The sequence below is a fragment of the Moraxella sp. HMSC061H09 genome (assembly GCF_001809255.1).
GTDB lineage: Bacteria > Pseudomonadota > Gammaproteobacteria > Pseudomonadales > Moraxellaceae > Moraxella > Moraxella catarrhalis.
This window is the reverse complement of record NZ_KV796853.1, coordinates 1-24,809: the sequence shown is the minus strand read 5'-3', so window position 1 is coordinate 24,809 and position 24,809 is coordinate 1. Positions and strand designations below refer to the sequence as shown.

The 24,809-nt window shown below is 42.3% G+C and carries 19 protein-coding genes, 1 tRNA gene and 1 pseudogene; 11 read left to right on the top strand and 10 right to left on the bottom strand.

Annotated features, from left to right (window positions below; all coding sequences use genetic code 11):
* Positions 1–64: 64 nt before the first annotated feature.
* Positions 65–277: a cold-shock protein gene (locus tag HMPREF2573_RS05765; RefSeq protein WP_003656932.1), complete on the top strand. Its 213-nt coding sequence runs from the start codon at positions 65–67 to the stop codon at positions 275–277.
* A gap of 130 nt (positions 278–407) precedes the next feature.
* Here HMPREF2573_RS05765 and ruvC read toward each other — a convergent pair whose 3' ends face one another.
* Positions 408–998: a crossover junction endodeoxyribonuclease RuvC gene (gene ruvC, locus HMPREF2573_RS05760; RefSeq protein ID WP_003656930.1), complete on the bottom strand. Its 591-nt coding sequence runs from the start codon at positions 996–998 to the stop codon at positions 408–410.
* Positions 999–1,153: 155 nt separating this feature from the next.
* Between ruvC and HMPREF2573_RS05755 the strand changes: the two genes are divergently transcribed.
* Positions 1,154–1,735 (top strand): FxsA family protein, encoded by a 582-nt coding sequence (locus HMPREF2573_RS05755; protein ID WP_003658612.1) that lies wholly within the window; start codon positions 1,154–1,156, stop codon positions 1,733–1,735.
* Positions 1,736–1,767: 32 nt separating this feature from the next.
* Here HMPREF2573_RS05755 and HMPREF2573_RS05750 read toward each other — a convergent pair whose 3' ends face one another.
* The 3 genes from HMPREF2573_RS05750 to murD all read right to left on the bottom strand — a co-directional run bounded on the left by HMPREF2573_RS05750 (position 1,768) and on the right by murD (position 6,086).
* The gene (locus HMPREF2573_RS05750; protein ID WP_003656929.1) at positions 1,768–3,162 is read right to left on the bottom strand and encodes an MATE family efflux transporter; all 1,395 of its coding nucleotides are present in this window, start codon (positions 3,160–3,162) and stop codon (positions 1,768–1,770) included.
* Positions 3,163–3,337: 175 nt separating this feature from the next.
* Positions 3,338–4,513 (bottom strand): FtsW/RodA/SpoVE family cell cycle protein, encoded by a 1,176-nt coding sequence (locus tag HMPREF2573_RS05745; protein ID WP_003656928.1) that lies wholly within the window; start codon positions 4,511–4,513, stop codon positions 3,338–3,340.
* Between the two features lie 172 nt (positions 4,514–4,685).
* Positions 4,686–6,086, bottom strand: coding sequence for a UDP-N-acetylmuramoyl-L-alanine--D-glutamate ligase (murD, locus tag HMPREF2573_RS05740; RefSeq protein ID WP_003658610.1), 1,401 nt, complete (start codon positions 6,084–6,086; stop codon positions 4,686–4,688).
* Between the two features lie 198 nt (positions 6,087–6,284).
* Here murD and glnK point away from each other — a divergent pair, with 198 nt between their 5' ends.
* Positions 6,285–6,623 (top strand): P-II family nitrogen regulator, encoded by a 339-nt coding sequence (gene glnK / locus HMPREF2573_RS05735; RefSeq protein ID WP_003656923.1) that lies wholly within the window; start codon positions 6,285–6,287, stop codon positions 6,621–6,623.
* A 129-nt stretch (positions 6,624–6,752) separates the two neighbouring features.
* Here the strand turns inward: glnK and HMPREF2573_RS05730 are convergent, their stop codons facing one another.
* From HMPREF2573_RS05730 to HMPREF2573_RS05720, 3 genes are all read right to left on the bottom strand, one after another.
* Positions 6,753–7,118: a DUF2147 domain-containing protein gene (locus HMPREF2573_RS05730; protein ID WP_003656921.1), complete on the bottom strand. Its 366-nt coding sequence runs from the start codon at positions 7,116–7,118 to the stop codon at positions 6,753–6,755.
* A gap of 215 nt (positions 7,119–7,333) precedes the next feature.
* A complete protein-coding gene (locus HMPREF2573_RS05725; RefSeq protein WP_003658608.1) occupies positions 7,334–7,582 on the bottom strand; it encodes a hypothetical protein in 249 nt (82 codons plus the stop codon).
* Positions 7,583–7,610: 28 nt separating this feature from the next.
* Complete coding sequence (locus HMPREF2573_RS05720; RefSeq protein WP_070472881.1) at positions 7,611–8,660, bottom strand: DNA/RNA non-specific endonuclease; 1,050 nt, start codon at positions 8,658–8,660, stop codon at positions 7,611–7,613.
* Between the two features lie 95 nt (positions 8,661–8,755).
* Between HMPREF2573_RS05720 and mutY the strand changes: the two are divergent.
* A pseudogene (gene mutY / locus HMPREF2573_RS05715) lies at positions 8,756–9,987 on the top strand (A/G-specific adenine glycosylase).
* A gap of 31 nt (positions 9,988–10,018) precedes the next feature.
* On the opposite strand, the gene HMPREF2573_RS05710 reads toward mutY, so the two are convergent.
* On the bottom strand, positions 10,019–11,065 hold the full coding sequence (locus HMPREF2573_RS05710) for a polyprenyl synthetase family protein (RefSeq protein ID WP_003658604.1): 1,047 nt from the start codon (positions 11,063–11,065) through the stop codon (positions 10,019–10,021).
* Positions 11,066–11,195: 130 nt separating this feature from the next.
* Here HMPREF2573_RS05710 and HMPREF2573_RS05705 point away from each other — a divergent pair.
* Positions 11,196–11,271, top strand: a tRNA-Phe gene (locus HMPREF2573_RS05705).
* 54 nt (positions 11,272–11,325) lie between these two features.
* On the opposite strand, the gene HMPREF2573_RS05700 is transcribed toward HMPREF2573_RS05705, so the two are convergent.
* On the bottom strand, positions 11,326–12,282 hold the full coding sequence (locus HMPREF2573_RS05700) for a D-2-hydroxyacid dehydrogenase (RefSeq protein WP_003658602.1): 957 nt from the start codon (positions 12,280–12,282) through the stop codon (positions 11,326–11,328).
* Positions 12,283–12,501: 219 nt separating this feature from the next.
* On the opposite strand from HMPREF2573_RS05700, the gene rapA reads away from it, so the two are divergent.
* Both rapA and HMPREF2573_RS05690 read left to right on the top strand, forming a co-directional pair.
* Positions 12,502–15,366, top strand: coding sequence for an RNA polymerase-associated protein RapA (gene rapA / locus HMPREF2573_RS05695; protein ID WP_003657714.1), 2,865 nt, complete (start codon positions 12,502–12,504; stop codon positions 15,364–15,366).
* Positions 15,367–15,451: 85 nt separating this feature from the next.
* The gene (locus tag HMPREF2573_RS05690; RefSeq protein WP_003657715.1) at positions 15,452–16,966 is read left to right on the top strand and encodes a YifB family Mg chelatase-like AAA ATPase; all 1,515 of its coding nucleotides are present in this window, start codon (positions 15,452–15,454) and stop codon (positions 16,964–16,966) included.
* A 100-nt stretch (positions 16,967–17,066) separates the two neighbouring features.
* Here the strand turns inward: HMPREF2573_RS05690 and HMPREF2573_RS05685 are convergent, their stop codons facing one another.
* A complete protein-coding gene (locus tag HMPREF2573_RS05685) occupies positions 17,067–19,217 on the bottom strand; it encodes an NADPH-dependent 2,4-dienoyl-CoA reductase (RefSeq protein ID WP_070472879.1) in 2,151 nt (716 codons plus the stop codon).
* A gap of 265 nt (positions 19,218–19,482) precedes the next feature.
* Here HMPREF2573_RS05685 and HMPREF2573_RS05680 point away from each other — a divergent pair, with 265 nt between their 5' ends.
* The 4 genes from HMPREF2573_RS05680 (at position 19,483) to HMPREF2573_RS05665 (ending at position 24,714) form a co-directional block, all read left to right on the top strand.
* On the top strand, positions 19,483–19,818 hold the full coding sequence (locus HMPREF2573_RS05680; RefSeq protein WP_003663769.1) for a protein tyrosine phosphatase family protein: 336 nt from the start codon (positions 19,483–19,485) through the stop codon (positions 19,816–19,818).
* Positions 19,819–20,028: 210 nt separating this feature from the next.
* Positions 20,029–20,817: a type I methionyl aminopeptidase gene (gene map / locus HMPREF2573_RS05675; protein ID WP_003670561.1), complete on the top strand. Its 789-nt coding sequence runs from the start codon at positions 20,029–20,031 to the stop codon at positions 20,815–20,817.
* Positions 20,818–20,937: 120 nt separating this feature from the next.
* A complete protein-coding gene (gene glnD / locus HMPREF2573_RS05670) occupies positions 20,938–23,688 on the top strand; it encodes a [protein-PII] uridylyltransferase (protein WP_070472875.1) in 2,751 nt (916 codons plus the stop codon).
* Positions 23,689–23,850: 162 nt separating this feature from the next.
* Positions 23,851–24,714, top strand: a complete 864-nt coding sequence (locus tag HMPREF2573_RS05665; RefSeq protein ID WP_070472872.1) for a WG repeat-containing protein — start codon at positions 23,851–23,853, stop codon at positions 24,712–24,714.
* Positions 24,715–24,809: the final 95 nt, after the last annotated feature.

Genomic DNA, 24,809 nt, shown 5'->3' with positions numbered 1-24,809 from the left:
TATTGCATGAATAGCATAAGTTGCGTTTTTACGCTTTTCATTCATCCAAATTAGGAAAATTGTTATGTCACAAAAAGTTCTTGGCACTGTAAAATGGTTCAACGAATCAAAAGGTTTTGGTTTTATCGCTCAAGATAATGGTGGTCAAGATGTATTTGCACATTATAGTGCCATTACAGGCTCAGGATTTAAAACTTTGGCAGAAGGTCAAAAAGTTGCTTTCATCTTAGGCGAAGGCAAAAAAGGCCCACAAGCTGAAGAAATCGAAAAAGTTTAAGTCATTGATTTGATCAAAATACCACCTTTATATAGTTAAGGTGGTATTTTTATGCTGATCAGTTTTTGCTATCATCATCTGCATTATTGATTTTGGAGGTGTAAGATGGATTTGTTTAGATGCCTTCAAATTAACGATTTTTGAGCCTAAGCAGTGATTCTTCGTCCAACCGCCAGCGACCCTTTTTTTTGTTACCAGTACGGTTGCCCAGCGTACTTACACCAAATAATTTATGCATTGAGTGTGATGAATGGGCATGGCAGATGGCACACGCCAAACCATCGGCGGCATCAGCTTGTGGGATAATATCCAATGATAAAATACGACAGACCATGGCAGTGACTTGCTCTTTATCGGCAGCACCGTAGCCACAGACAGCCTGCTTGATTTGACGAGCGGTGTATTCACTGACTTGTAAATCTTGAGCTGTCAAAGCGGCGATGGCGGCGCCACGAGCTTGTCCAAGCTTTAGGGCAGAGTCAGGATTATTTGCCATAAACACTTGCTCAATGGCAGCTTGTATGGGTTTATTGCTGTATTTTTGATAATGATTAACAATCCGAGAAACTCCAGCAAAAATCTGAGCAATGCGTTCGGTGATGTCGCTACTGTTTGTACGGATGGTGCCAGCATCTAAAAAGGTTAATTGATCATTATTTGTACTGATAATACCATAACCTGTCAAGCGTGAACCAGGGTCAATGCCAATAATAAGTGTCATACAATGATTACCAAAAAATTATCATCAAAATTATTACTAAAAATACTAAACAATAAAAAATACTTGAAAACTTGCCAAATGTCCTAATTTATTGATATTATAGCGTATTTTATTTATATATTTTCATTTATTTATTAGATTTAAAGGAGATGGGCGTGGGTGCATTGGTGGGTATTGCCCTGATTTGGTTTGTCATTGAAATGCTGCTTTGGTATTTGGTGGCACAATTTATCAGTGGTTGGTATGTGTTTTTTTGGTTCATCATCGCAGCAATCATTGGAATTATGATGATTAAAAAAGCTGCAAAATCGCTTAATCCAATGGCACAGCAAATGAAAGCCATGCAGCGTGGTGTGATACCCAATCCGAGTAATCAACCTGCTGAGTCAACACTGGTTAAATCCATCGCCATGGGCGTGGCGGGGCTGTTGTTGTTACTTCCAGGTCTTTTAACGGATGTTGCAGCTTTGGTATTATTAGTGCCATTTATCCAAACCAGACTGACCGCCGCCGCCAAAAATTATGCCGTCAAAAATCAAGATAAAATGATGCAGATGATGGCGAGTCAAATGGGTGGTAAAAACCCTTTTGGGGGCATGGGTCAAAACCCTTTTGCTCAAGGTGGTATGAAGTCAAATCCTTTTGGTAAGCATGGCGGCTTTGGAACAACGGTTGATGGGGAAGCTAAAACTGTTGATAAACAAGTCAAGCGTATTCGCTCTGCCAATGATGAATAATTTGATAGCCCTTTTTTTGGGGCTATATGATTTTATAGGGTGCGAATCCGAGTTTGGGCGATGACTTTTTTGCTATGAATTTCAAGATACCAAAGTAGTAGCACTGCCGCCACGCCGAGCGAAACTACCAAGGTAGTCCAAAATCCATAAATCCCCATACCGCCATGAAATGCCATAAAATACCCTGGAATTAAGCCACATCCCCAAAATGCAATGATATGAATCACCATCGGAATGGTGGTGACTTTATAACCACGCAAAGCATAGCTTGCAACACATTGTATGGCATCGCCCAATTGAAAAGCAGCGGCATATAAAATAACACTGCCTGCAATGCCAATCACCGCCATATCATCGGTATACATGCTCACCAAAGGATAGCGAAAAGCCACCAAGAAAATTGCTGTTACGATGGATATGAGTATGGCTGTGGCAATAGAAACGCCTGAAATATAGCGAGCACGATTAAACTCTTCACACCCTAAGCTGTAACCGACACGCACGGTGGTCGAAATCCCTAAGCTTTGGGGAATGATGAAAATTAAACTGGTTAAACTGATCGCAATCTGTTGGGCAGCGACATAATCTTCTGTGTTGCCATTTAACCTAGCGACCAAAAACATAATACAAGTAAATATACTAACTTCAATAAAAAATGATAAGCCAATGGGTATGCCAAGCCGAGTAATCTCATGCAGGATTTTAACATTAGGCAGGCTAAACTTATCCATTAGCCCAAAGGCTTGTAGTTGCTTGTCTTTTTGGATTAAGATGAAAAGAATGATTGCATTTAGCCAAAATACAATTGCGGTTGCCAAGCCACAACCTGCACCGCCCAATGCTGGCATACCAAACTTACCATAGACAAAAATCCAATTCAGTGGAATATTAATCAAAAAACATAGCCAGCTGACCCACATGATGATTTTGGGCTTATTTAGGCTAGAAGCATAGGCATGTAAAGCACGATGTATCATTGCCGCAGGCATGGCAAGACCAATAAACCATAAATACTGCTTGGTGATAATAAAAGTGCTTTCATCGATATCCAACCAAAGTCCAAAAGGTGTGATGCTAAGCCACATTAAAATCATGCCAAGCACACCCATAAGTACCCCATACCAAAGACCTTGTCGCCCCATTTCACCAATCTCATGCGACTTTTTGGCACCAAATAGTTGTGCAATCATGGGATTGAGCGAAGTCATCACACCCATTAAGGTGACATAAACAGTAATAAAAACACTGCCGCCTAGAGCCACTGCCGCTAAATTACCTTTGCCCGCACCGCCTGCCATAATGGTATCGATGAAACTTGTACCTACTTGGGCGATTTGGGCAAGCAGCATGGGCGTACTTAAATGAATAAGTGCTGATAATTCTTTTTTATAAGTACGATATTCAAAGCGGGTGATATCTAATAGCATACAAATAGGTCATAAAATAAGTTGGCTTGGGTATAAAACCAAGTGATAAACAGTGAGCGGGCTTAATTGGGAGATATGGTACAAGCAGATGGATAGATACCAATCAATCACACAATCCTATAAAAACGGTCATGTTAATCAACAATCAAAGATAGGTAAATTAAGTTAAGATGGTCTAATATTTATCGTTGAGACGCTGTGCATGAATCTCAAGGCTTTCTTTATCTACTCTTAAAATAAAACCAATCATAATCAAAAGCACAACCATGGATGAGCCACCAAAACTAAAAAATGGCATGGTTAAGCCTTTGGTGGGTGCAAGTCCCATGGTCATACCAGCATTGATGATGACCTGACCAAATATAACCACCGCAAAACCAAAAATGGTATAACTTAAGCGAAGTTGTCGGCATTTTAATGCTCTTAGGCTAATGACCATAATGCTAAGAATAATCAGCATCTCCAAAAATAAAACTGTTGCCACACCCAAAAAGCCAAGTTCCTCTCCTGTGATGGCAAGCAGAAAATCAGTGTGTGCTTCGGGTAGGTGTGATAATTTTTGGACACTATCCCCATAACCAATGCCGCTTAATTGCCCACGACCATAAGCGATCAAACTGCGTGCCAGCTGAAAATCTGAACCTTGAATATCATCAAAAGCATCGGTAAAAGATAAAATTCGTTCACGGCGGTAAGGCTCAAGCCAAGCTGCGATGCCTCCTAAAACGATTGCCATGAATAAAATCCAAGCGTACTGTAGTGCAGGCGCACCACTGACAAAGATGATGACAATCAAAGTGGCAAATAGTACCAAGACAGTACCAAAATCTGGTTGAAATAGCAACAGTCCGCCCACTGGTAAATACCATGCCAATAGACGCACCCCTGTAAAAACATTGCTCCGTAGCTCTGCAGATCGACGCACGACATAATCTGCTGTTACAAACACCATGACAGCTTTGGCAACTTCACCAGCTTGTAGATTAAATATCCCAAGGTCAAGCCATCGCCGCGATCCATTAATCACATCACCAAACATTGCTGTAAGTATGAGTAGCCCCAAAGCGGTTACCCACATCAAAAATACCACATTGATATGCGTTCGTTGATAATAAACTCTCAAAGGAATGCGATAAACAATCATTGCAATCATAGTACCGATGACGACATATGCCAACTGATACCAAAAAAACCTCAGTGATGCCAAATCGCGAGCAGCAGAAAATGGAATGGATGCTGATGCAATCATCAAAAGGCTGATACAGATGATCAAGCTCAAACTGGTAAGCAATACCGTTCGTGGATTGAGCTTATCAAAAAAACCAAGAAATTTATCGGAGAATTGGGACATGAGTGTTGCTGTGAGTTGGTTTTGTATAAACTGTTTATTATAACGGATTTTCGAATTAAAAATGTGGAAATTTCAAGTAATTTGGTCAGGTTAATCTGTTGGGCAATCTGCTTGACAAAAGCGGTGCTTACAATTTATGTACCTAATCAAGCAGGGCGTTTGCATGGATGGGCTAAATGGGTGCATGGGCTAAAGCGTGAACCATGTTAACAAACTTATCACCTCGCTCATTATAATTTTTAAATTGATCCATGCTAGCACAAGCAGGCGACAAAAGCACAGCCCTAGCGGTGCTTTGACTGGCTGCCAATACTGCCCGATCAAGTGTACCAACCTGATATATTTTAGATGCCAAATGTGCATCACCTTTGAGTAAATCTTGCTCAATTATCGGGGCATCTTGACCGATTAAATACACACTATCCACCCACTGCATAACATATGCTGACAGCTCACTAAAATCTTGACCTTTACCAAGCCCACCCAAAATCAATGCCAGTGATGATATGCCATAAACCGTGCCAAGCCCATCAATTGCTGCAATGGTTGAGCCGATGTTTGTACCTTTTGAATCATTAAAATATGCCTTGCTATCAATATCATCAATATATTCACAGCGATGCGGTAGCCCTTTGAAAGTCTTAAGGGTATCAAGCATGGCATCCATGGGAAGATTGGCAGCTGTGCCTAAGGCAAGTGCAGATAAGGCATTGAGTAGGTTATGCTTGCCTTTGATTTTTAATTGATGGATTGGTAAAAGTTTGTTTTTTTGATGATATAATGCCATACCATCACCATCATCAAATAAATAAAAATCTGCCGTTTGGTGGCTAAGTAAGCTATTTGTTGTGATAATGGTGTGATTTGGGGCAACGCTTGTCAGTGTGGTCAAGCATTGCTTGGCTAAATTGGCATCGTCTTGGCAGATGATGGCGGTTTGGCAATTTTCAAAAATACGCAATTTTTGTGCCAAATAATCCACCATGCCATCGTGCCGATCAAGATGATCAGCGGAGAGATTTAAAATTGTTGCCCCTTGAGCTGCCAAATTTGAGATATGCTCAAGCTGAAAACTTGACAGCTCAAGCACCACCAAATCCATATTTTGGATCGTTAATAATTCAAGTGCAGGCGTGCCAATATTACCGCCGACACCAACAATCATGCCTGCATGTTTTGCCATCTCGCCTACTAATGTCGTAACAGTGCTTTTGGCATTTGAGCCTGTGATGGCGATGATTGGTGTGTTTGTTGCTTGAGTTAGATCTCGTGCTTTGAGTGTATCAATGAACAATTGAACATCGCTGATCACAGGAATGCCTTGAGCTTTGGCGGCGACAATACTCGGCGTTCTTGGGTTAATGCCGGGGCTGATGATGATCTGATCGGCTGAGCTTAAGAGTTCACTGTCCAAGCTGCCAAAATGACAATGAACGCCTGTGGGCAGTTTATCTGCCAAGGTAGGATTGGGATTACCATCGATGATGCTAACTTTGTGACCGTGATTGACCAAAAAATTCACAGCTGACAGTCCAGAGCTGCCCAAACCGACGACGGCATATTTTTTTGACATAATATTTTCTCACAATAATAATCACGACCTATGAGCTATTTTAACAGGTATTGGCACTAAGTGGTAGCAGGTTCGTGTGCTATATTAGCTGATATCAAAGCGGTGAATTGTTACAAAATGATGTTGTGAATTATTGCCTTGCCTTATATAATAATTTTATTATGATTAATATACACTGCCAACCGCCAAGGAATATTTATGAAACTGATTTCTGCAATTATCAAGCCGTTTAAACTCGATGATGTGCGAGAAGCACTCTCAGAAATTGGCGTCAATGGTATCACCGTCACTGAAGTCAAAGGCTTTGGTCGCCAAAAAGGTCATACCGAGATGTATCGTGGGGCGGAATATGTGGTTGATTTTTTACCAAAAATTAAAATTGAGATAGCATGTCGTGATGAGATGGTTGATTCAATTATTGAGTCAATCATTAAAGTTGCAAATACAGGTAAAATTGGTGATGGTAAGATTTTTGTTAGTCCGCTTGAGCGTGTCATTCGCATTCGAACTGGCGAATTTGATGAAAGTGCCTTATAAGGCAAAGTCTGTATTGGAGCCGATGACCAATCACTGATTTAGCTTATCGCTGATTTAGTTTAAAGCCAAAAAAAGCACTTGATTGACATTCAGTGCTTTTTTATTGGTTTTTGCTACCAAATGGCGTGATTATTGTCTTACACCTGTTTGGGTGCCAGCGATGCTTTTAATGGTGATAGTGTTACCATTCACAGTAATATTAACAGTGCCTTTGATGGGCAGAGTAGGATGAGCACCTTTGCCTTTATATTTACCCTCACCTTGGCTTGAGATATTTGTCAATACGATGGTACCTTCACGCTTTTTGGCTTTATCGGTTAAGCCTTGTGTCATCACACCTTGATAGCCGTTGCCAGCTTGACTGATGGTAATGATGGCTTTTTCTTCACCTTTTTCGCTCATCTTCCACTTACCAACAATGGCATCATTGGCAAATGCTGAGACTGACAATAAAACGCCTGCACCTAAGGTGAATAATTTGGTAGATAGCTTCATATAAGCTCCTTTTATGTATTGATCCGTATTGGAAATACTTTGGTATGATAGATCGGCTTTGGTGATATAAATGTGAATTGTTCACTCATTTTTATTATAGCGAAGCTTAAGACCATTTGTAAATACTTAGTATGAAATTTTTATCATGATTTGGCAAGGTGATCGTTTTGTTGTGAGCATTGGGGCGACACTTTCAATGTTAAGCAAAAGCAATGTTAAGCAAAAGGATTATCAATCTGCTCAGATGGTAACATATCATGAGCCTTTATTTCATCTAAAGGTTCATTTTTAAGTGCCGCTACCAACCGATTAGCAAAATCTTGTAAAGCCATCGCTTGAGTTAGACCATCTTGACATTTAGTGATAGAAAGTTCACCGAAGATTTGCACAACATCAAAATGATTCTCGATGGTCAGATCTCCAATGGTCAGCGCTTGCTCATCATTTTCAAAAGGATGTATCATGGTATATTCCTCAATGATTTTTGTTTTATCAAGTACGGTTTAGTGTTTCAAAGACATAACGCATGGCACTGATGACCAAATCAAACCAGCTGCTTGGCTGATGATCAAGCACCTTTTGTTCTGGGTTTTTATTGCTGCTAGGTCTGGGCAAATCGTAGGCAGTTTGGCGAATCTGAGTAGGTAGTGATGGCATGGCATTGATACCCGTCAGGCGAGCCAGCTCATCTAGGCTGATGATTTGATAATTTTCACTACTGTCATTTGAGGAAAAATAGACACCAGCAGCCGATAATTTTGGAATATATACCGCCTTAAAAAAATGACTGGGTACAAGCACTCGTCCGCCAATACGCTCAGAAGTCTTACCCAAAAAAGCAACGCCCGTCACGACATAAACCTCCCCATACTCGATTGCCAGTTGACGAGTCTGTGTTTCGATATGACGCCACAGATGACGGTTATGTTCACCGTTTTGAGGTGCGATATTGGCTAGGCTAAAGCTATCATATTGGGATTCGGTGGTGGCCATATCACCATTTGGGGCGATATGACCACGATCATAGCCTGAGCGTCGATAGTCAGACAGCTCAGCACGCTCATCAGCAGGTAGTCTGGACTCTGCGTGAAAGCTGTCAACACGCGCCAAGGTTCGGGCTTGGCTGATGCGTGCTTGGGTCAGATGAGATGCTGACCATAGCGGTGTGCGAGCGATGCCTGAATGTAAAGTGGCAAATCCTTCAAAGCATAAAGCACGCGCCATGGTAGACAGCCGTTCACCTTGCTTGCCGATCAGTGTTGGTGCTTGCTGATTGGCAAACTGACTTTGACAGTCGCTAAAGCTATCATCAAATGAACGCACACCAACAATCTCACCATCAGCTTGTTGGTTGGGGTCTTGATATAAACGGTCATTGTCTGTGCTTTTGACGATTGTTTGCTTGATGGCTGTGGTGATGTGAGTTGTCAGCTGTTCTGCTGAATTGATGGCACTGTCGTTGGCATGGGCAGTACTGGTTGCACTCATCATAATAACGAGCAACCAGGCTGATATTTGCTTTGGGTGTTTAAAATAGATCATGGCTTTGGTGCATCATAACTGTGAGCGGATATTGTCATTGTAATTCATTGATAAGGTTTTTATAATGTCCCTTTGAATTTTAGCAGTTTTTTAAGATGACAACAACCAAAACGACAGATGTTTGTACGATAGCTCAGATGAGTGAGCAGGGCGTTTATCCGTCTGATGAGCAGCGGCACAGTTTTGCCAAGCGGTTACTGACATGGTTTGAGTTACATGGTCGCCATGGACTGCCTTGGCAATACCATCATCAGCCGTCAGCAGATATTTATGCTGTGTGGGTATCTGAGATTATGCTACAGCAAACACAAGTTGTGACAGTGCTGAAATTTTTTGAGCCGTTTTTGGCACGATTTGCAACCGTACAAGAGCTTGCTGTAGCAGATTGGCAAGAAGTAGCGTCTTTTTGGGCAGGGCTTGGGTATTATGCTCGGGCAAGAAATTTACACGCAGGCGCACAGCAAGTGGCTGATTTTATTGATACTCATGGCAGGTTTCCTGAAACGGTCAATGAGTGGCAAGCAGTCAAAGGGGTGGGGCGATCGACAGCTGGCGCAATCGTTGCGATGGGCGTTAAGAAGTTTGGCGTCATCTGCGATGGCAATGTCAAGCGTGTACTTGCTCGCCATCGCGCGGTTTTGGTGATGTGACAAAAAGCGCAACTGACAAAAGGCTTTGGGAAATTGCCACCGCACTAACCCCGAAAGAGTATAGTGGACACTATGCCCAAGCGATGATGGATTTGGGTGCAACAATTTGTACACGAACTCAGCCAAAATGCCATCTTTGCCCTGTGACAGACGATTGTATTGCTTATGTGTTGGGCGTTCAAAGTCAGTTACCTGTCAAGAAAAAAGCACCGCCCAAACCTCATTGGCACAGTATTGCATTATCCCTGACACATTGCGGGCTGACTTTATGGTTGCACCGACAAAACGGCGGCGGTATTTGGGATGGGCTTTGGAGTTTACCGATTTTTATGTTGCCTTTGGATGATAATCAAAAGCTTGACAATAACACCTTAAGCGATGCCATTTTCAAGGCGTGGCAAAGTGATGAAAAGGTGCATGATTTACTACACAGCCAGCTCATTGAGATTCTGCCTATACCCACCCAAACCTCAACAGCCTATTTACGCCATACACTCACGCATGTTCATTGGCATCTTTATGGCATGTCAATTTGTCTTAATCATAGTCAATTTAACCAAATTAATCAAACGCTTACTGCTTTGGGCATTGACTATTTATGGAAGGATACGCCCTATAATTTACCGTTGCCTGCCGCCATGCATAAGCTTTTGACGCTTAGCAATAGCTCTGCCTAAGCGGCTGATTTTGAGCTGTAGCAATTAAGCATCAAAATTTTCTTGTTTGGAGCCAATCTGTGATTTGAAGCAGTAGGTTGTTATCACCCCAATATTTAACCTGTGATCTGGCTTCCTCAAACAGTTGATTGGCGTACTCTTGAGCACCTTTTACGCCAAGCAATTTGACATAAGTAGATTTTTCAAGTTTTTCATCACTGCCAGCTGGCTTGCCTAAAGTTATCGTATCGGCGGTGATATCCAGCACATCATCTTGCACCTGAAAAGCCAATCCGATTGCACGAGCATAATGCTTAAGATAACCTAAAGTATCAGTCTGCACATCTGCACAAATCGCACCCATCATCACTGCCGCTTCGATGAGTGCGCCTGTTTTATCACGATGGATGGCTTCTAGCTTGTCTTGAGAGAGCATTTGATTTTCCCCTTTGATGTCAAGCATTTGCCCTGATACCATACGCCGTGCTCGGCAACTTAAGAGTTTGGCTAATTTATATGCAATGGCATCATCGGCTGAATTTTTGTCGTAACACTCAAATAATACTTCAAAAGCGATGGACTGAAGTGCATCGCCTGCAAGTAGGGCGACATCTTCACCATACACAATATGACAAGTCGGTTGCCCACGGCGTAACGCATCATCATCCATACAAGGCAAATCATCATGAATCAAAGAATAGCTGTGAATCAGCTCAACTGCCATCATGGCACGAAATAACATTTGTATTTTTTTGGTCAAATCATCTGTTTGATGACCTGTTTTAATGAGCGTTAAAAAAGTTGATAATACCAAAAGTGGGCGTACACGCTTGCCACCGTTACTCATCGCATAGCGGCAAGCTTTGTTTAATGGTTCAGGCAGGCTTGAGTGCGTTAGGATAATGTCTAATAGGTTTGGTAGGTTTTTGCTTTGCCACTGCCTTACCTGATCAAGATGATTGGCATTTTGAATAAAGGCGGTGATGTGATGCGTACTTAAATCAAAGATGAAATGATTGGACATGGTATTTAGATATTTTATGATAAATGGGTCATTGATAAATGCTTTATCATACCTTAAATTGTTAAATTTTGGCATGATTTTGATGGAAAAGTTGAATGAAAAATCTTAAAATTGGATAAAAATGCTTTATTTTTAAGAAAAATCCGTGATTTTCATGAAAAATACTTGACCGTTGCCACTTTTTTTGGTTTAATACGCTCACTTTGGCGTGATAGCTCAGTCGGTAGAGCAACGGATTGAAAATCCGTGTGTCGGCAGTTCGATCCTGCCTCTCGCCACCATCTTTAAAAAGCCTTTCGATAGCTCGAAAGGCTTTTTTAATGCGATAAGACAGTTTAGGGATTGTGGGTTGAGTGGCTATTGATAAAATCAGTGATTTGATTGGCTAAAATTTCCCAAAGTTTTTCTTGAGCGGCAAGACTGCCCCAAGCGTTATGCGGTGTAAACAGTACGCGTGGATGATCAGCGATACCAAGCAGCGGGTCATTTTTGGCAAATGGCTCAGACTCAAATACATCAGAGGCATAACCTAAGATGTGATCATTGATGAGTGCATCAACAATGTCCGCTCCACATACTACGCCACCACGAGCGACATTGATAATTAGTGGTTTTTGGTGCATTTTGGTGAGCGTGTCGGTATTGATTAGGTGCTTGGTGGCGTCAGTTAATGGGCAATGTAAACTGATGACATTGCTACTGTTTAGCACAGTTTCAAACTCGGTATATTCTGAACTACGCGGGGTTTTGCCTTGATGTTCGGCGTATAAAACATGCATGCCAAAAGCTTTTGCCAATTCACCCACACGCCGTCCAATATTGCCTGCACCGATGATGCCTAAGGTTTGCCCATACAAATCAAACAGCGGCTCATTTAATAAACAAAATCGCCCATCTGCCTGCCAAGTGCCATCGGTTGCACGCTGATGATAGTATTTGGCACCACGCATAATCGCAAGCATCATCATCAAGGTGTGTTCAGGCACGCTATTGACCGAATAGCCTGCGACATTTTTAAGTGTTATGCCCAAGTCTTGGCAGGCTTGTTTATCCACATTATCCATACCAGTGGCAGTCAGCTGAATCAGCCTGAGCTTTGGCAGGGCTTTTAAAATATCGCGTGTGATGACAACTTTATTAGTAATCACAATCTGAGCATCGCAGCAACGCTGAATGATAATCTCATCATCTTGTGGGGTTTGTGAATATGCTTGATAGTCCGTCACGCCTTTGGGCGTGGGTAGGCACGCTTGCTTAGAAAATGTGCCAGCATCCAAAAAAACAGCTTTCATGTGTCATCTCCGTTGATTGATTTTATTCATGTGTTGATTTTTATATCATGCGTAATTATATCGTGCGTAATTATATCATACGTCATGCTTTTTAAATCTTGAAAATATTGCCCTAAAGAGCCATAAAGAAAGTTAATGTAAATTCTACTTATTTTTAGTAAAATAGCAAGTTTGCCAAAAGCAAGCAATTTTGAAAACAACACATTAACTGAGTATTTTATGAGTGATAATTTTGCCATTGGTCAGCGTTATTTATCCGACAGCGAATCAAGCTTAGGGCTTGGTGTGGTGATTGATGTTGATGACCGCTGTGTCCATATCTTATTTCCCCAAAGCGAAGAAACACGCGTCTATGCCAAGGCATCTGCACTGCTGTCACGAGTGGTGTTTTCGGTGGGTGATGATATTACCGACCAAGAGGGTAATTTGTATCAAGTGGCACGCTGTGAAGAGATTTCAGGGGTAATGCGTTATCATTTGGCATGTGGCAAAAGCTTGATGGAGACACGGCTTGCGGCAAATATTACTTTATCAAAACCACTTGAGCGTCTGCTGGCAGGGCGTATTGAAGGAGCGGATTGGTATGAGCTACGCCAAGATGCCTTGCGTATTCAGGCGATGCTTGCGCGTCATCCACTGCGTGGGCTAATTGGAGCCAGAGTTGATATCATTGCCCATCAGTTGTATATCGCCTATGAAGTCGGAAAGCGACTTGCGCCCCGTGTGCTACTGGCAGATGAGGTAGGGCTTGGTAAGACCATTGAGGCAGGTCTGATTATGCATCAGCAAATCTTGACAGGTAAGGTTAATCGTGTGCTTGTACTTGTGCCTGACAGTTTACAATATCAATGGATGATTGAGCTTAAGCGTCGCTTTAACTTAGATTTTGCGTTGTTTGATTTGGTGCGTACCGCTGCCATCAAAGAACATAATCCCGATCAAAATGTCTTTTTGACCGAGCAATTTATTATTGCAGGCATTGATTTATTGCTTGACCATCATGATTTGTATGAGCAAGCATATGCAGCTGGGTTTGATTTACTTGTGGTCGATGAGGCGCATCACCTGCATTGGGACGCCGAACAAGGCGGTAATGATAAGTATGACTTGGTTGCCGATTTTGCTGCCAGTATTGCAGGCGTGTTGCTATTGACCGCAACACCTGAGCAGTTGGGCGTAGAGAGTCATTTTGCACGCTTGCGTCTGCTTGATCCGCACCGTTTTGATGATTTGGATGATTTTATTGCCACCCAAGATACTTTTGCAGATGTGGCGATGGTGGCATCCTTGTTGATTGATGGACAAGAACTCACCGCCAAACAAATTTGTGCAGTCGCAAATCTGTTGGGCTTTGAGGAGATAGAGCTGGCTGATATTAATGCCAATGAGCGTTTGCGTACACATATTATCAATGAGCTATTAGATCGCCATGGCACAGGGCGTATTTTATTTCGTAATACTCGTGATAGCGTTCAAGGGTTTTTTGGGCGAACCAGTATCCCTTATCCGCTGCCTCTGCCAACGGCATGGCAAAATACACACTACACCCAGGGCAAATTGCGTGAACAGCTGTGGGGTGAGGAGCAATATCCAGATGGTGCATGGCTTGAGCATGACCCTAAAGTGGCTTGGCTGATTGAGCTACTACGCCATAAGCTTAAGCATAAAAAAGTGTTGCTCATTGCTCGTAGCGGTGCTACCATCGAAAGCTTAGAGGCGGCACTTCGGTTACATGCAGGCATCAAGACGGCAATTTTTACAGAACAGATGAGCTTACTTGAGCGTGACCAAGCAGCGGCATATTTTGCTGATGATGCTGGTGCACAGATTTTATTATGTTCTGAGATTGGCTCGGAGGGGCGCAATTTTCAATTTGCCCAAGACTTGGTATTATTTGATTTACCTGCCAATCCTGATACGCTTGAGCAGCGCATTGGTCGCCTTGATCGTATCGGTCAGATTGCACAGATTAAGCTTCATGTGCCTTTTGTGATGGGTACTGCCCAAGAGCGTTTGTATAATTGGTATGATGGTGCATTAAATATCTTTAATCAAATCAGCCCAACGGCTCAATCTGTCCAAGATGCTTTTATTGCAGAGCTAAAGCCATTGCTTCAAGGTGCTGACACTCCCCAAAATCGTGAAAATTTAGCCACACTCATCGCACAAGCTTCCATCTATCGCCAAGCGTTAGAAGAGGCACTACAAGCAGGCCGTGATAGATTGCTTGAGTATAATTCATGCCGCCCAAATGTTGCCGCACGCATTGAGATTGCCATGCGTGAGCTTGATGATAACAAATTGCTGCCGCTGTTTTTGGATCGTTATTTGACGGCTGTGGGTATAGATTATAGTGTACAGCGTGATGGCTCATGGATTATCCATCCGATTGATGCATCTGAGGTTGATGTGGAGGGCATTGAAAGCCTGCCTTTGGATGAAGATGGCATGACCTTGACCTTTAGTCGTCAGCAGGCACTTGCTCGTGAGGATATACATTATATGACCTATGAGCATCCACTGATCCAAGCCATCCTTGAGATGATTTTGACGGGTACTTTTGGTAATACACAAGTTGGCCTGTTAAAATCAGCGGCACTGCCCAAGGGGATGCTGATGATTGAAAATCAGTTTCGTATTGAGGTGATTGCTGCTAAGTCATTGAATTTATCAGCTTATTTACCTAAACAAAGTTTGCGTATATTTTTGAGTGAACGAGGCGATGATCTTAGCCAAGTTGCCACCAGTGAAAAAATTCTACCACTCATCGATCGCTTGGATAAGGGTCGTGCTCGTCAAGTTGCCAAGGCGCGCGCAGGGGTCATAGATGCCAGAACCCAAGACGCCAAACGCATTGCAGGTATGCAGCTTGATCAAATTAGCACACAAGCCAAAACAGCTTTTGGGGATTATATGAACAAAGAAATTGGGCGTCTGGTTCGCTTGCAGGCGGTGAATCCCAATGTTCGTGATGATGAAATTTTGGCACTTGAGCAACGAAAATCCCAAGGTTTGCAGGCACTTGATAGCCTATCATTAGTACCCGACAGCATTCGAGTTTTGGTAACGGTCGCACCTGACTGATTTAATAATATTCATATTCACAGCCTAGAAATCATGTATTACTGGTAGTTTTTGGGCTTATTTTTCATTATTTAGTATTCATTTTATGTCATTTGCCAAAGTTTTTACACGCTCAGTTGTTGGTTTACAAGCGCCACAAGTATTTGTTGAAGTTCATCTTTCTCAAGGGTTGCCTGCTCTGACGATTGTCGGGCTGCCTGAAGCTTCGGTACGAGAAAGCAAAGATCGGGTACGCTCAGCACTGATTAACTCAGGATACGAATTTCCCAATCGCCGTTTGACAATCAATCTTGCACCTGCCGACTTGCCAAAAGATGGGGCAAGACTGGATTTACCAATCGCAATGGGTATTTTGGCAGCCAGTGGTCAGATTGATGATAAGGTTTTAGCACAGTTTGAATTTGTGGGAGAGCTTGCACTTAATGGAGAGCTTAGACCTGTTTCTGGTGCACTTGCCATCGCTCGTGCAATTAAATCCAGTCCTTGTGATGGTAAGCCTCGTACGCTGATTATGCCAAGCATTAATGCTGATGAAGCGGTCAAAGTGGGCGATATGACGGTGCTGGCTGCTGAGAATTTAGAGACGGTTTGTCGTCATTTGGATGTGGTGAGCGGCATCAGCCAAAATCAAGAACATCTCTTATCGCCCGTAACTTTGCCAAGTCAGCCTCAAGTGATGCAGTATGCGTATGATTTGGCAGATGTCAAAGGGCAGCATCATGCACGCCGAGCACTTGAGATTGCAGCGGCTGGCGGTCATTCGCTATTATTTACAGGATCTCCAGGGTCGGGGAAGACTTTGATGGCATCGCGTCTGCCCAGTATTTTGCCACCATTGACCGATGCAGAGACTTTAGAGGTGGCAAGTATCTATTCAATTGCAGGTGTCAATTATGCGTTTGGCGAGCGGCCGTTTCGTGCCGTGCATCATACCATCTCTGCGACTGCTTTGGTTGGTGGCGGCTCAAAACCCAAACCTGGTGAGATTAGTTTGGCTCATAAAGGAGCGATTTTCCTTGATGAGATTCCAGAATTTGATCGTAAAACACTTGAAACATTACGCCAACCCATTGAGTCAAAACAGATTACCATTTCTCGTGCAAATGCTCAAGTGTCATTTCCTGCTGATTTTCAGCTGATTGCCGCCATGAATCCTTGCCCTTGTGGGTATTATGGCGATACCACAAACCGTTGCCGCTGCCGACCTGAGCAAATTAAAAAATATCAAGACAAGCTGTCAGGGCCGTTATTAGACCGCATTGATTTACATATTACTGTGCCTGCTTTACCCATTGAGGATTTACAAAATGCACCAAAGGGCGAGTCATCAGATGATGTTCGCCAAAGAGTTGTGGCAGCACGCAATATGGCGATTGCTCGTCAAGGTAAAGCCAATTATGAGCTGACGGTCAATGAACTTGATCAATTTGCCATATTGGGTCAAAAAGAACAGCAAATGCTCAAAATGGCTCAATCAAAGCTTAATTTGTCTGCTCGCAGTTACCACCGTATTTTACGCGTAGCACGCACCATTGCAGATTTGGCCGCCAGTGAGCACATCAAAACAGCACATGTGGCAGAAGCTTTAAGCTATCGATAATTGAATTCAAATAATCACGCTGACATGCTGCCTGAAAAATCTCCCAAGTTATAAAGCTTTGGGAGATTTTATCATATTAAATAATTGAAATATGAGGATTTTATAATCTTGCAGCCAGCTCAAAACCCTCTTTAATAGCTCGCTTAGCGTCCAATTGAGCGGAGGATTTGGCACCACCAATCACCTGATAGTCTGCTTTGGGTGTATCGCCAAGCTTTGGCATCAAATCATTGACAGATTCTTGACCGATACACAGTACGACCGTATCAACACGCAGAAGCTGAGACTTGCCATCAATGGTGATCCATAAGCCTTCATTGGTAACTTTATCATAACTGGCACCTGCAATTTGAATGACGCCAGCTTGTTTGATGGCGGCTTTATGTACCCATCCTGTGGTCTTATTTAATGTTTTACCAAGCTTGCCTTCACTACGCTGCAACAGATAAACTTGACGCACAGGCGTGGTATAATTGGGTTCAACCAATGCCCCTTTGGTCTGATAACATGCCTGCTGGTCCACACCCCAATGTGTAAAGAAGGTATCGACATCCATTGCTTTGGGCTTGTAAGTTGCATCATTGACTGCATCAGATACACTGCTGCCATGTGTTAAAAATTCAGCCACATCAAAACCAATGCCACCTGCACCCAAGACTGCCACACGCTCACCTGCGATTTTTTTACCAGTCAAAAGATCGCTATAACTGATGACTTGTGGCAAGTTTGCACCTTCCAGAGAGGGCAACATGCGTGGAACTACGCCAGTAGCAATAATCACATGGTCTGCTCTTGACTGATTTAATATGGCTTTATCCACCTTGGTATTTAGGTGTACGGTGATATTAAGGTGTTTGATTTGCTCACGAAAATATCGAATTGTCTCAAAAAATTCTTCTTTGCCGGGAATGACTTTTGCCATATTAAACTGACCACCGATGTGCGTATGTTGCTCATAAATTGTCACTTGATGTCCACGACTGGCAGCGGTTACGGCAGCTGATAGACCGGCAACCCCTGCACCAACAATAATGATTTTCTTGGGCTTTTTGGTGGGTTTGACGCTGATTTCACTTTCAAAGCACGCCAAAGGATTAACCAAACAAGAGGCGCGCTGATTGGCAAAGGTGTGATCCAAACATGCTTGATTGCAGCCAATGCAGGTATTAATCAGATGATCTTGGTTGCTTGCAGCTTTATTCACCCAATCGCTGTCCGCCAAAAAAGGACGCGCCATTTGCACCAAATCTGCTTGACCACTTGACAAAATTTCTTCGGCAGTTTGCGGCATATTAATGCGATTAGCGGCAATCACTGGAATGTTAATGGCGTGTTTGACGGCGGCAGTATAGCGTGTAAATGCTGCTCTAGGTACGCTTGTGACAATGGTGGGAATGCGTGCTTCATGCCAGCCAATGCCAGTATTAATGATACTCACACCTGCTAACTCTAGGGCTTTGGCAAGCGTGATGACATCTTGCATGGTTGCACCATCTTCGACCAGCTCAATCATCGATAAACGAAAAGTGATGATAAAATTTATACCTGCCGCTTTACGCACCGCACGCACTACCTCGATAGCAAATCTCATGCGATTTTCTAGGCTGCCACCATAACTGTCTGTGCGTTTATTAGTACGAGCTGATAAAAACTGATTGATTAAATACCCTTCAGAACCCATAATCTCAACACCATCATAGCCTGCTTTTTTGGCAAGTTTGGCGGTATGAGCATAATCATCGATGGTTGATTGGATATTGTTTTGGCTCATTTGGCGAGGTTTAAATGGCGAAATGGGCGATTTTATTGGACTGGGTGCGACAACAAAAGGATGATATCCATAGCGTCCTGAGTGTAAAATTTGTAATAAAATCTTAGCACCATGCTTATGCACCGCTCGGGTTATGCGTGCGTGATGTACGATATCACCCAAGCGGTTGAGTGTACCGCCTGCAGGTATTAGCCATCCTGTGCGGTTGGGTGCAATCCCACCGGTGATGATGAGTCCCACACCGCCTTTAGCTCGAGCTTCAAAATAAGTAGCCAGTTTGCCATAATGATAAAATCTATCTTCAAGACCTGTGTGCATTGAACCCATCACAACACGATTTTTGAGCGTAGTAAAGCCTAAATCCAGTGGCTCAAATAAGTGTGGATAGTTGCTATTTGGGATTGGTGCTTGGGGATTGGTGCTTAGTGCTTTGGTCGGGATAATCTTGGTGAGACGCTGTTTTAAAAATGGTAATGGCATGGCTAATCCCTGTCCTGTGGCTTGTCATGACGCTGACGGATGGGCAGCGAGACTTGCTAAATTTACAAAAAGTGATTTGTAATGATGGATGATATGCCCTAAATTTTAGCATATTTTTAAGACAATCAAGCAGGGTTTTTTTGGCATTTGACTCATGGGTCATCTAGGCTCAATTGATGATATGCTATAAATCGTGAAATCATTTGCCAAATTACCCAAATCGGAGTAAGCTAATACCAAATTTATTGAGTGTAAGGAAAATATGATGAGCGAGCTGATCACAATCTCTGGTCAAATTACAGTTGATGATGTCAAATCTTTGGCAAATCAAGGATATAAAACACTGGTCAATAATCGTCCAGATGGCGAAGAACCAAACCAACCATCATCTGATGATATTGCCAAAGTCGCAGGCGAGTATGGCATTGAATATCGGCATATTCCATTTGCAGGCGGTATGCTTGAGATGCATCATGTCCAAGAATTTGCAGATTTTTACAACCAAAGTCAGCGTCCGCTTCATATTTTTTGTCGTAGTGGCAATCGCTCAAGCATTATTTTACAGGCAGCTCGTGACCATGATTTGTTAGATGAAGAATAAGCTGCCAATTAAATTTTAATGATTAATGTGCTTAATTAATTATGGGCTTAATTAATTTATAAGCTTAATAATAACGCTTACTTAAATCGCTTGGTAGAAATGTGATGAGTACCAAAAAAGCACCGACCTTTAAAACTGATCAAAGGTAGCTTTTAAAAGGCTTTTGGGGTAAAATGGTTGATAAATTTATGATATTTTAAGAAAAGTATGATGACAAAACATATCCCAATTTTAGATGATGTTGCCATTGATAAAATGAAAACGGCGGGCAAGCTTGCCGCTGATGTCTTGGTGATGTTGGATGAACATGTAAAAACAGGTGTCAGTACAGGCGTGCTAGATGATATTGCACACCAGTATATTCTTGATCACGGTGCGATTCCTGCACCACTGAATTATAACGGCTTTCCTAAATCAATTTGTACTTCGATTAATCATGTGGTTTGTCATGGTATTCCTGACCATGAACGGCTGCTCAAAGAAGGCGATATTATTAATATTGATATTACAGTCATTAAAGATGGCTACTATGGCGATACCTCTAAGATGTGGATTGTCGGTCAAGGTTCAGTGATGGCACAGCGTCTTTGCCAAGTGGCTCAAAAAGCGTTATATGCTGGTATGAAAGTGGTTAAAAATGGTGCTCATTTGGGTGATATTGGTGCTGCCATTCAAGCGGTGGTTGAGCCTGAGCGTTTTAGCATTGTGCGTGAATTTTGTGGGCATGGTATTGGTCAGACCTTCCATACTGAGCCCCAAGTTTTGCATTATGGCAAGGCGGGTACAGGTATTGAACTTAAAACAGGCATGGCATTTACCATTGAGCCGATGATTAATCAGGGCGTGTGGCAGACCAAAATTATGAAAGATGGCTGGACGGCCATCACCAAAGACCGTAAGCTATCTGCTCAATGGGAACATACATTGATTGTCACAGATAATGGTTGTCTTGTAACAACAGCACGCCCTGATGAGGATTTAAGCTTTTTAAGCAGTTGATTATAATCATTCATAGTCTAATTTATCTTTGTTAAGGCAGCTTAGGGCTGCCTTGATTTTTCTTGTGAGTGATGATGGGTTTGTGCTAGGATAATGCGTATCTGATATGCTGGATTTATCATGCCAAATTCTACCGCCCAAAATTTTAAACACTTAGCCAAAACCTGCCATCTAACTATTGCGTTGCCGCCAACCATTCAAGATACATTCATAAGCAGCGAGCCGATTCAAGCCTATCTTAAGAAATTAAATCAAGCCATTGATGATCAAGTCGTCGCTTATGGCATGCATGCGGTTCATCATATTGCCAATCTGCTCAAAGTGCGTACACTTGCCATTGATATCATCTTAAGGCAGTTGTTTGATTTTTATCAATTTCCCAAAGATTTTGCGTTATTTGCGGTGGGCGGCTATGGTCGCAGCGAGCTTTTGCCAGCTTCAGATGTGGATATTTTATTGATTGGTGATGAGATTGGCAAAGCCACCAAGCCGATTGAATCTTTTGTGGCGATGCTTTGGGATATTGGTATCACGCCTGCTTTTTCGGTGCGAAGTGTCGATGAGCTGCGTGCTGCCGTCCGTGACCAAACCATTGCTTCTGCCATGCTTGAGGCAAGAGTTTTGGCAGGTAATGAAGATTTATCTTGCCAACCAACTCAGGCGGTTCAAGAGGTCTGGGATATAGGGTCTTTTTATGATGCCAAAATGGCAGAATCAAAAGCACGCTATTTGGCACATAATGCGACAGAATATAATCTTGAACCAAACATCAAAAACGCACCTGGCGGGCTTAGAGATATCCACATGATTGGATGGCTTGGGCGATTTTATTTTGGTAGCTCAGATATCAAAGTGCTTGCAACCACTGATTTTATCAACGAAAACGAATGTACCATCTTGCAGGCAGGTCAGCACTACCTATGGTGCATTCGCCATCATCTGCATACACTGGCGGGTCGTGGCGAGGATCGATTGTTATTTGATTATCAAAAAGCCATCGCTGAGCGGTTTGGCTATTATACACGCACTTTAGATACCACCCATCAAGATGTCACACAAGCTCTAGAGATAATGATGCGTGTGTATTATCAGCATGCCATGAAAATTGCAGCTTTTTCAGAGGTGTTGTGTAAATATTTTTATGAAAATTATTTGTCAGCTGCTGCACGCCTGATTGATATTGATGAGACATTTTATTTGATACAGTCTGGCTCTGACCATCAATCAAGACCTACTAAAATTGCTATCCGTCGCCCAGATGCTTTTTCGGCAGATCCAGCCAATTTATTAAAAATTTTTTTGGTCATGGGTCAAAAGGGTATTCGTCAGATCGCAGCAAGTACACTTCGGGCAATTTACGCTTCAAGTGATTTGATTGATGAAGAATACCGCAAAAATCCTGTACATCGCCAATTATTTTTAGCCAATTTACAAGAGTTAAATTATCTGTTTCATCGCTTGCGTCTGATGAAGCGTTTTGGGGTTTTGGGTAATTATCTACCTGCCTTCGGTAAAATTATGGGGCTGATGCAGTATGATTTGTTTCACCGCTACACGGTGGACGCACATACCTTATTATTGGTGCGTATTTTGCATCGCTTTGGTGATGATCGTCTTGATAATCAAGATAAATACGGGCTGGTGGCTGAGATTTATCAAAGGATTGCCCGTAAGGACATTTTGGTCATTGCAGCGATTTTCCATGATATCGCCAAAGGTCGAGGGGGCGATCATTCTAAGCTTGGGGCGGCTGATGCTTATGAATTTTGTCTGGTACATGGCATGAGTGAGGCAGATAGTAAGCTTGTGCGGTGGTTGGTATTAGAGCATTTGACGATGTCGCTGACCGCCCAAAAACAAGACATCAGCGATCCTAAGGTGATTGCTCAATTTGCCGAATTTACCAGTTCCATCACTCGGCTAAATCATTTGTATGTCTTGACTGTGGCGGATATGAATGCGACCAATAGCCAACTTTGGAATACTTGGCGAGCGACACTACTTAAGCAGCTGTACACCAGCGTCCACCAAGTACACAGTTTGGGCGTCCATGTTGTTGATAAAGATCGAGTGATTGATGATAGAAAAAATAAAGCACAAGACTTATTGCCGATGGTGGATAATCAGCGACTAAAAGCCTTGTGGGATGGTTTTGGGGAAGAGTATTTTTTAAAGCAAAAGCACAGGGATATCGCTTGGCAATCCGCCGAAATCTTGGCAGCAGAACATCAGCTAAAACAAGGCAAACCAATCATTGCCATCCGAGAGCATGGCGATGTGTCCTTGCGAGGGATGCAGCTGTTGATTTGTGCACCTGATCAGGATAATTTATTTGCCACGACGGTTTGTATTTTGGATCAGTTGGGTCTATCGGTACTGGATGCGACAATTTTATCAGCCGATATTGACGGCACAAGTACAGCGGTGGACTCTTATGTCATTATTGATCGATTGTTGCCAACGGATAGTAGTATACCGTTATTGTTAAGCCCTGAACGCACCAATCAGATGATATTAGGGCTTGAACATGGTCTAAAAACTGGTGGTGTGCCAGTACCTTCGAGAGTTTTTGAAGTGGATGGTAAGCTTAAACATTTTATCGTACCAACTCAAGTCTACTTTTCAGAAGCGACATCATTGGCACACCAAGGGCATCATAAAATGCACCTGATCACCAAAGACCGACCATCATTACTTGCCAAAGTCGGTGCAGTATTTAGCGAGCTAAATATTCAAGTACATGGCGCACGCATTACCACTTTGGGCGAGCGAGCAGAGGATATCTTTTATTTAAGTGGGTTGCATGGTGTATCTTTGAATGATGATGCTTTGGCTAAATTAAAATCTGCGATCATTCAGGCATTGAGTTAATATCTTTAATACCTCATTTAATCGATGATTATTTATTAGGATAATTACATTTAATATTATCTTAAAATAACTTAATTTACTTGATCTTTGTAAGCAATTGGTACCAATATTGGTTTTAAAGAATAAAAATATATACCAACTATTGATAATTTGATAATTTTTATGCCAAAATACCACTTAGCAATTTGCGTCAATATTGAGATTATTGTCATGAATATCAAACCCATCATAACCACATTATCGATGATTACTTTGATGATCACGATGCCTACACTAGCAAATACCATCAGCACACACAGCTTTGATGACGATGATTTGCCAGCTTGTGCTGCCACGCCGCTGCCAGAGGATGCTAAATTTGCTATCATCGGTTCTGATTGCGGTTATGCTGAAGGGCTGGCACCAATCATCAAAGACGATCACTATGGTTATGTCAATACCGTAGGCGAGCTTGTTATTCCTGCAGTTTATCAGGCGGCTTATCCGTTTAGTGATGGCTTGGCGTTGTATCGTGAAAATGATCACTATGGCTATCTTGATACATCTGGTCAGAGTGTTATCGCTCCACAATATACCAAAGCTTGGGAATTTTCGGAAGGGCGTGCCAAAATTGAGCAAAATGGTAAATATGGATTTATTGATACGACTGGTAAAATTGTCATACACCCAAACTATGAAGTGATTGGCGATTGGTTTGAAGAAGGTTTGGTTCTTTTTAAGCAAAAAGATAAATATGGCTTTTTGGATAAATCGGGTAATATTGCCATCCGCCCACAGTTTGATTCTGCCAAAGGATTTTCAGAAGGCTTAGCGGCAGTAACGATGAAAACAGACAAGGTGGATGAACATGGTAGATCACCACATAAATACGGTTTTATTGATAGAACAGGTAAAGTGGTGATTGATATTAAATACGATTTGGCGTATGATTTTTTATCAGGTGCAACTTATGTCGTAGATGGTGATAACGCTTATTATATTGATAAATCAGGCAATCCTACCGCCATGCCAAATTATTTTGAATGATAATTTATTGGTTTTGGGATGCTTACCTTTGATCATATGTTATGAAACATTGATAAAAATTGGGGCATTGTTAAATTAAAATACATATCTTAAGC

Coding starts and splice junctions, on each gene's coding strand:
- HMPREF2573_RS05765 (WP_003656932.1), top strand. CDS start 65: ATGTCACAAAAAGTTCTTGGCACTGTAAAATGGTTCAACGAATCAAAA.
- ruvC (WP_003656930.1), bottom strand. CDS start 998: ATGACACTTATTATTGGCATTGACCCTGGTTCACGCTTGACAGGTTAT.
- HMPREF2573_RS05750 (WP_003656929.1), bottom strand. CDS start 3,162: ATGCTATTAGATATCACCCGCTTTGAATATCGTACTTATAAAAAAGAA.
- HMPREF2573_RS05745 (WP_003656928.1), bottom strand. CDS start 4,513: ATGTCCCAATTCTCCGATAAATTTCTTGGTTTTTTTGATAAGCTCAAT.
- murD (WP_003658610.1), bottom strand. CDS start 6,086: ATGTCAAAAAAATATGCCGTCGTCGGTTTGGGCAGCTCTGGACTGTCA.
- glnK (WP_003656923.1), top strand. CDS start 6,285: ATGAAACTGATTTCTGCAATTATCAAGCCGTTTAAACTCGATGATGTG.
- HMPREF2573_RS05730 (WP_003656921.1), bottom strand. CDS start 7,118: ATGAAGCTATCTACCAAATTATTCACCTTAGGTGCAGGCGTTTTATTG.
- HMPREF2573_RS05725 (WP_003658608.1), bottom strand. CDS start 7,582: ATGATACATCCTTTTGAAAATGATGAGCAAGCGCTGACCATTGGAGAT.
- HMPREF2573_RS05720 (WP_070472881.1), bottom strand. CDS start 8,660: ATGATCTATTTTAAACACCCAAAGCAAATATCAGCCTGGTTGCTCGTT.
- HMPREF2573_RS05710 (WP_003658604.1), bottom strand. CDS start 11,065: ATGCCAAAATTTAACAATTTAAGGTATGATAAAGCATTTATCAATGAC.
- HMPREF2573_RS05700 (WP_003658602.1), bottom strand. CDS start 12,282: ATGAAAGCTGTTTTTTTGGATGCTGGCACATTTTCTAAGCAAGCGTGC.
- rapA (WP_003657714.1), top strand. CDS start 12,502: ATGAGTGATAATTTTGCCATTGGTCAGCGTTATTTATCCGACAGCGAA.
- HMPREF2573_RS05690 (WP_003657715.1), top strand. CDS start 15,452: ATGTCATTTGCCAAAGTTTTTACACGCTCAGTTGTTGGTTTACAAGCG.
- HMPREF2573_RS05685 (WP_070472879.1), bottom strand. CDS start 19,217: ATGCCATTACCATTTTTAAAACAGCGTCTCACCAAGATTATCCCGACC.
- HMPREF2573_RS05680 (WP_003663769.1), top strand. CDS start 19,483: ATGAGCGAGCTGATCACAATCTCTGGTCAAATTACAGTTGATGATGTC.
- map (WP_003670561.1), top strand. CDS start 20,029: ATGACAAAACATATCCCAATTTTAGATGATGTTGCCATTGATAAAATG.
- glnD (WP_070472875.1), top strand. CDS start 20,938: ATGCCAAATTCTACCGCCCAAAATTTTAAACACTTAGCCAAAACCTGC.
- HMPREF2573_RS05665 (WP_070472872.1), top strand. CDS start 23,851: ATGCCAAAATACCACTTAGCAATTTGCGTCAATATTGAGATTATTGTC.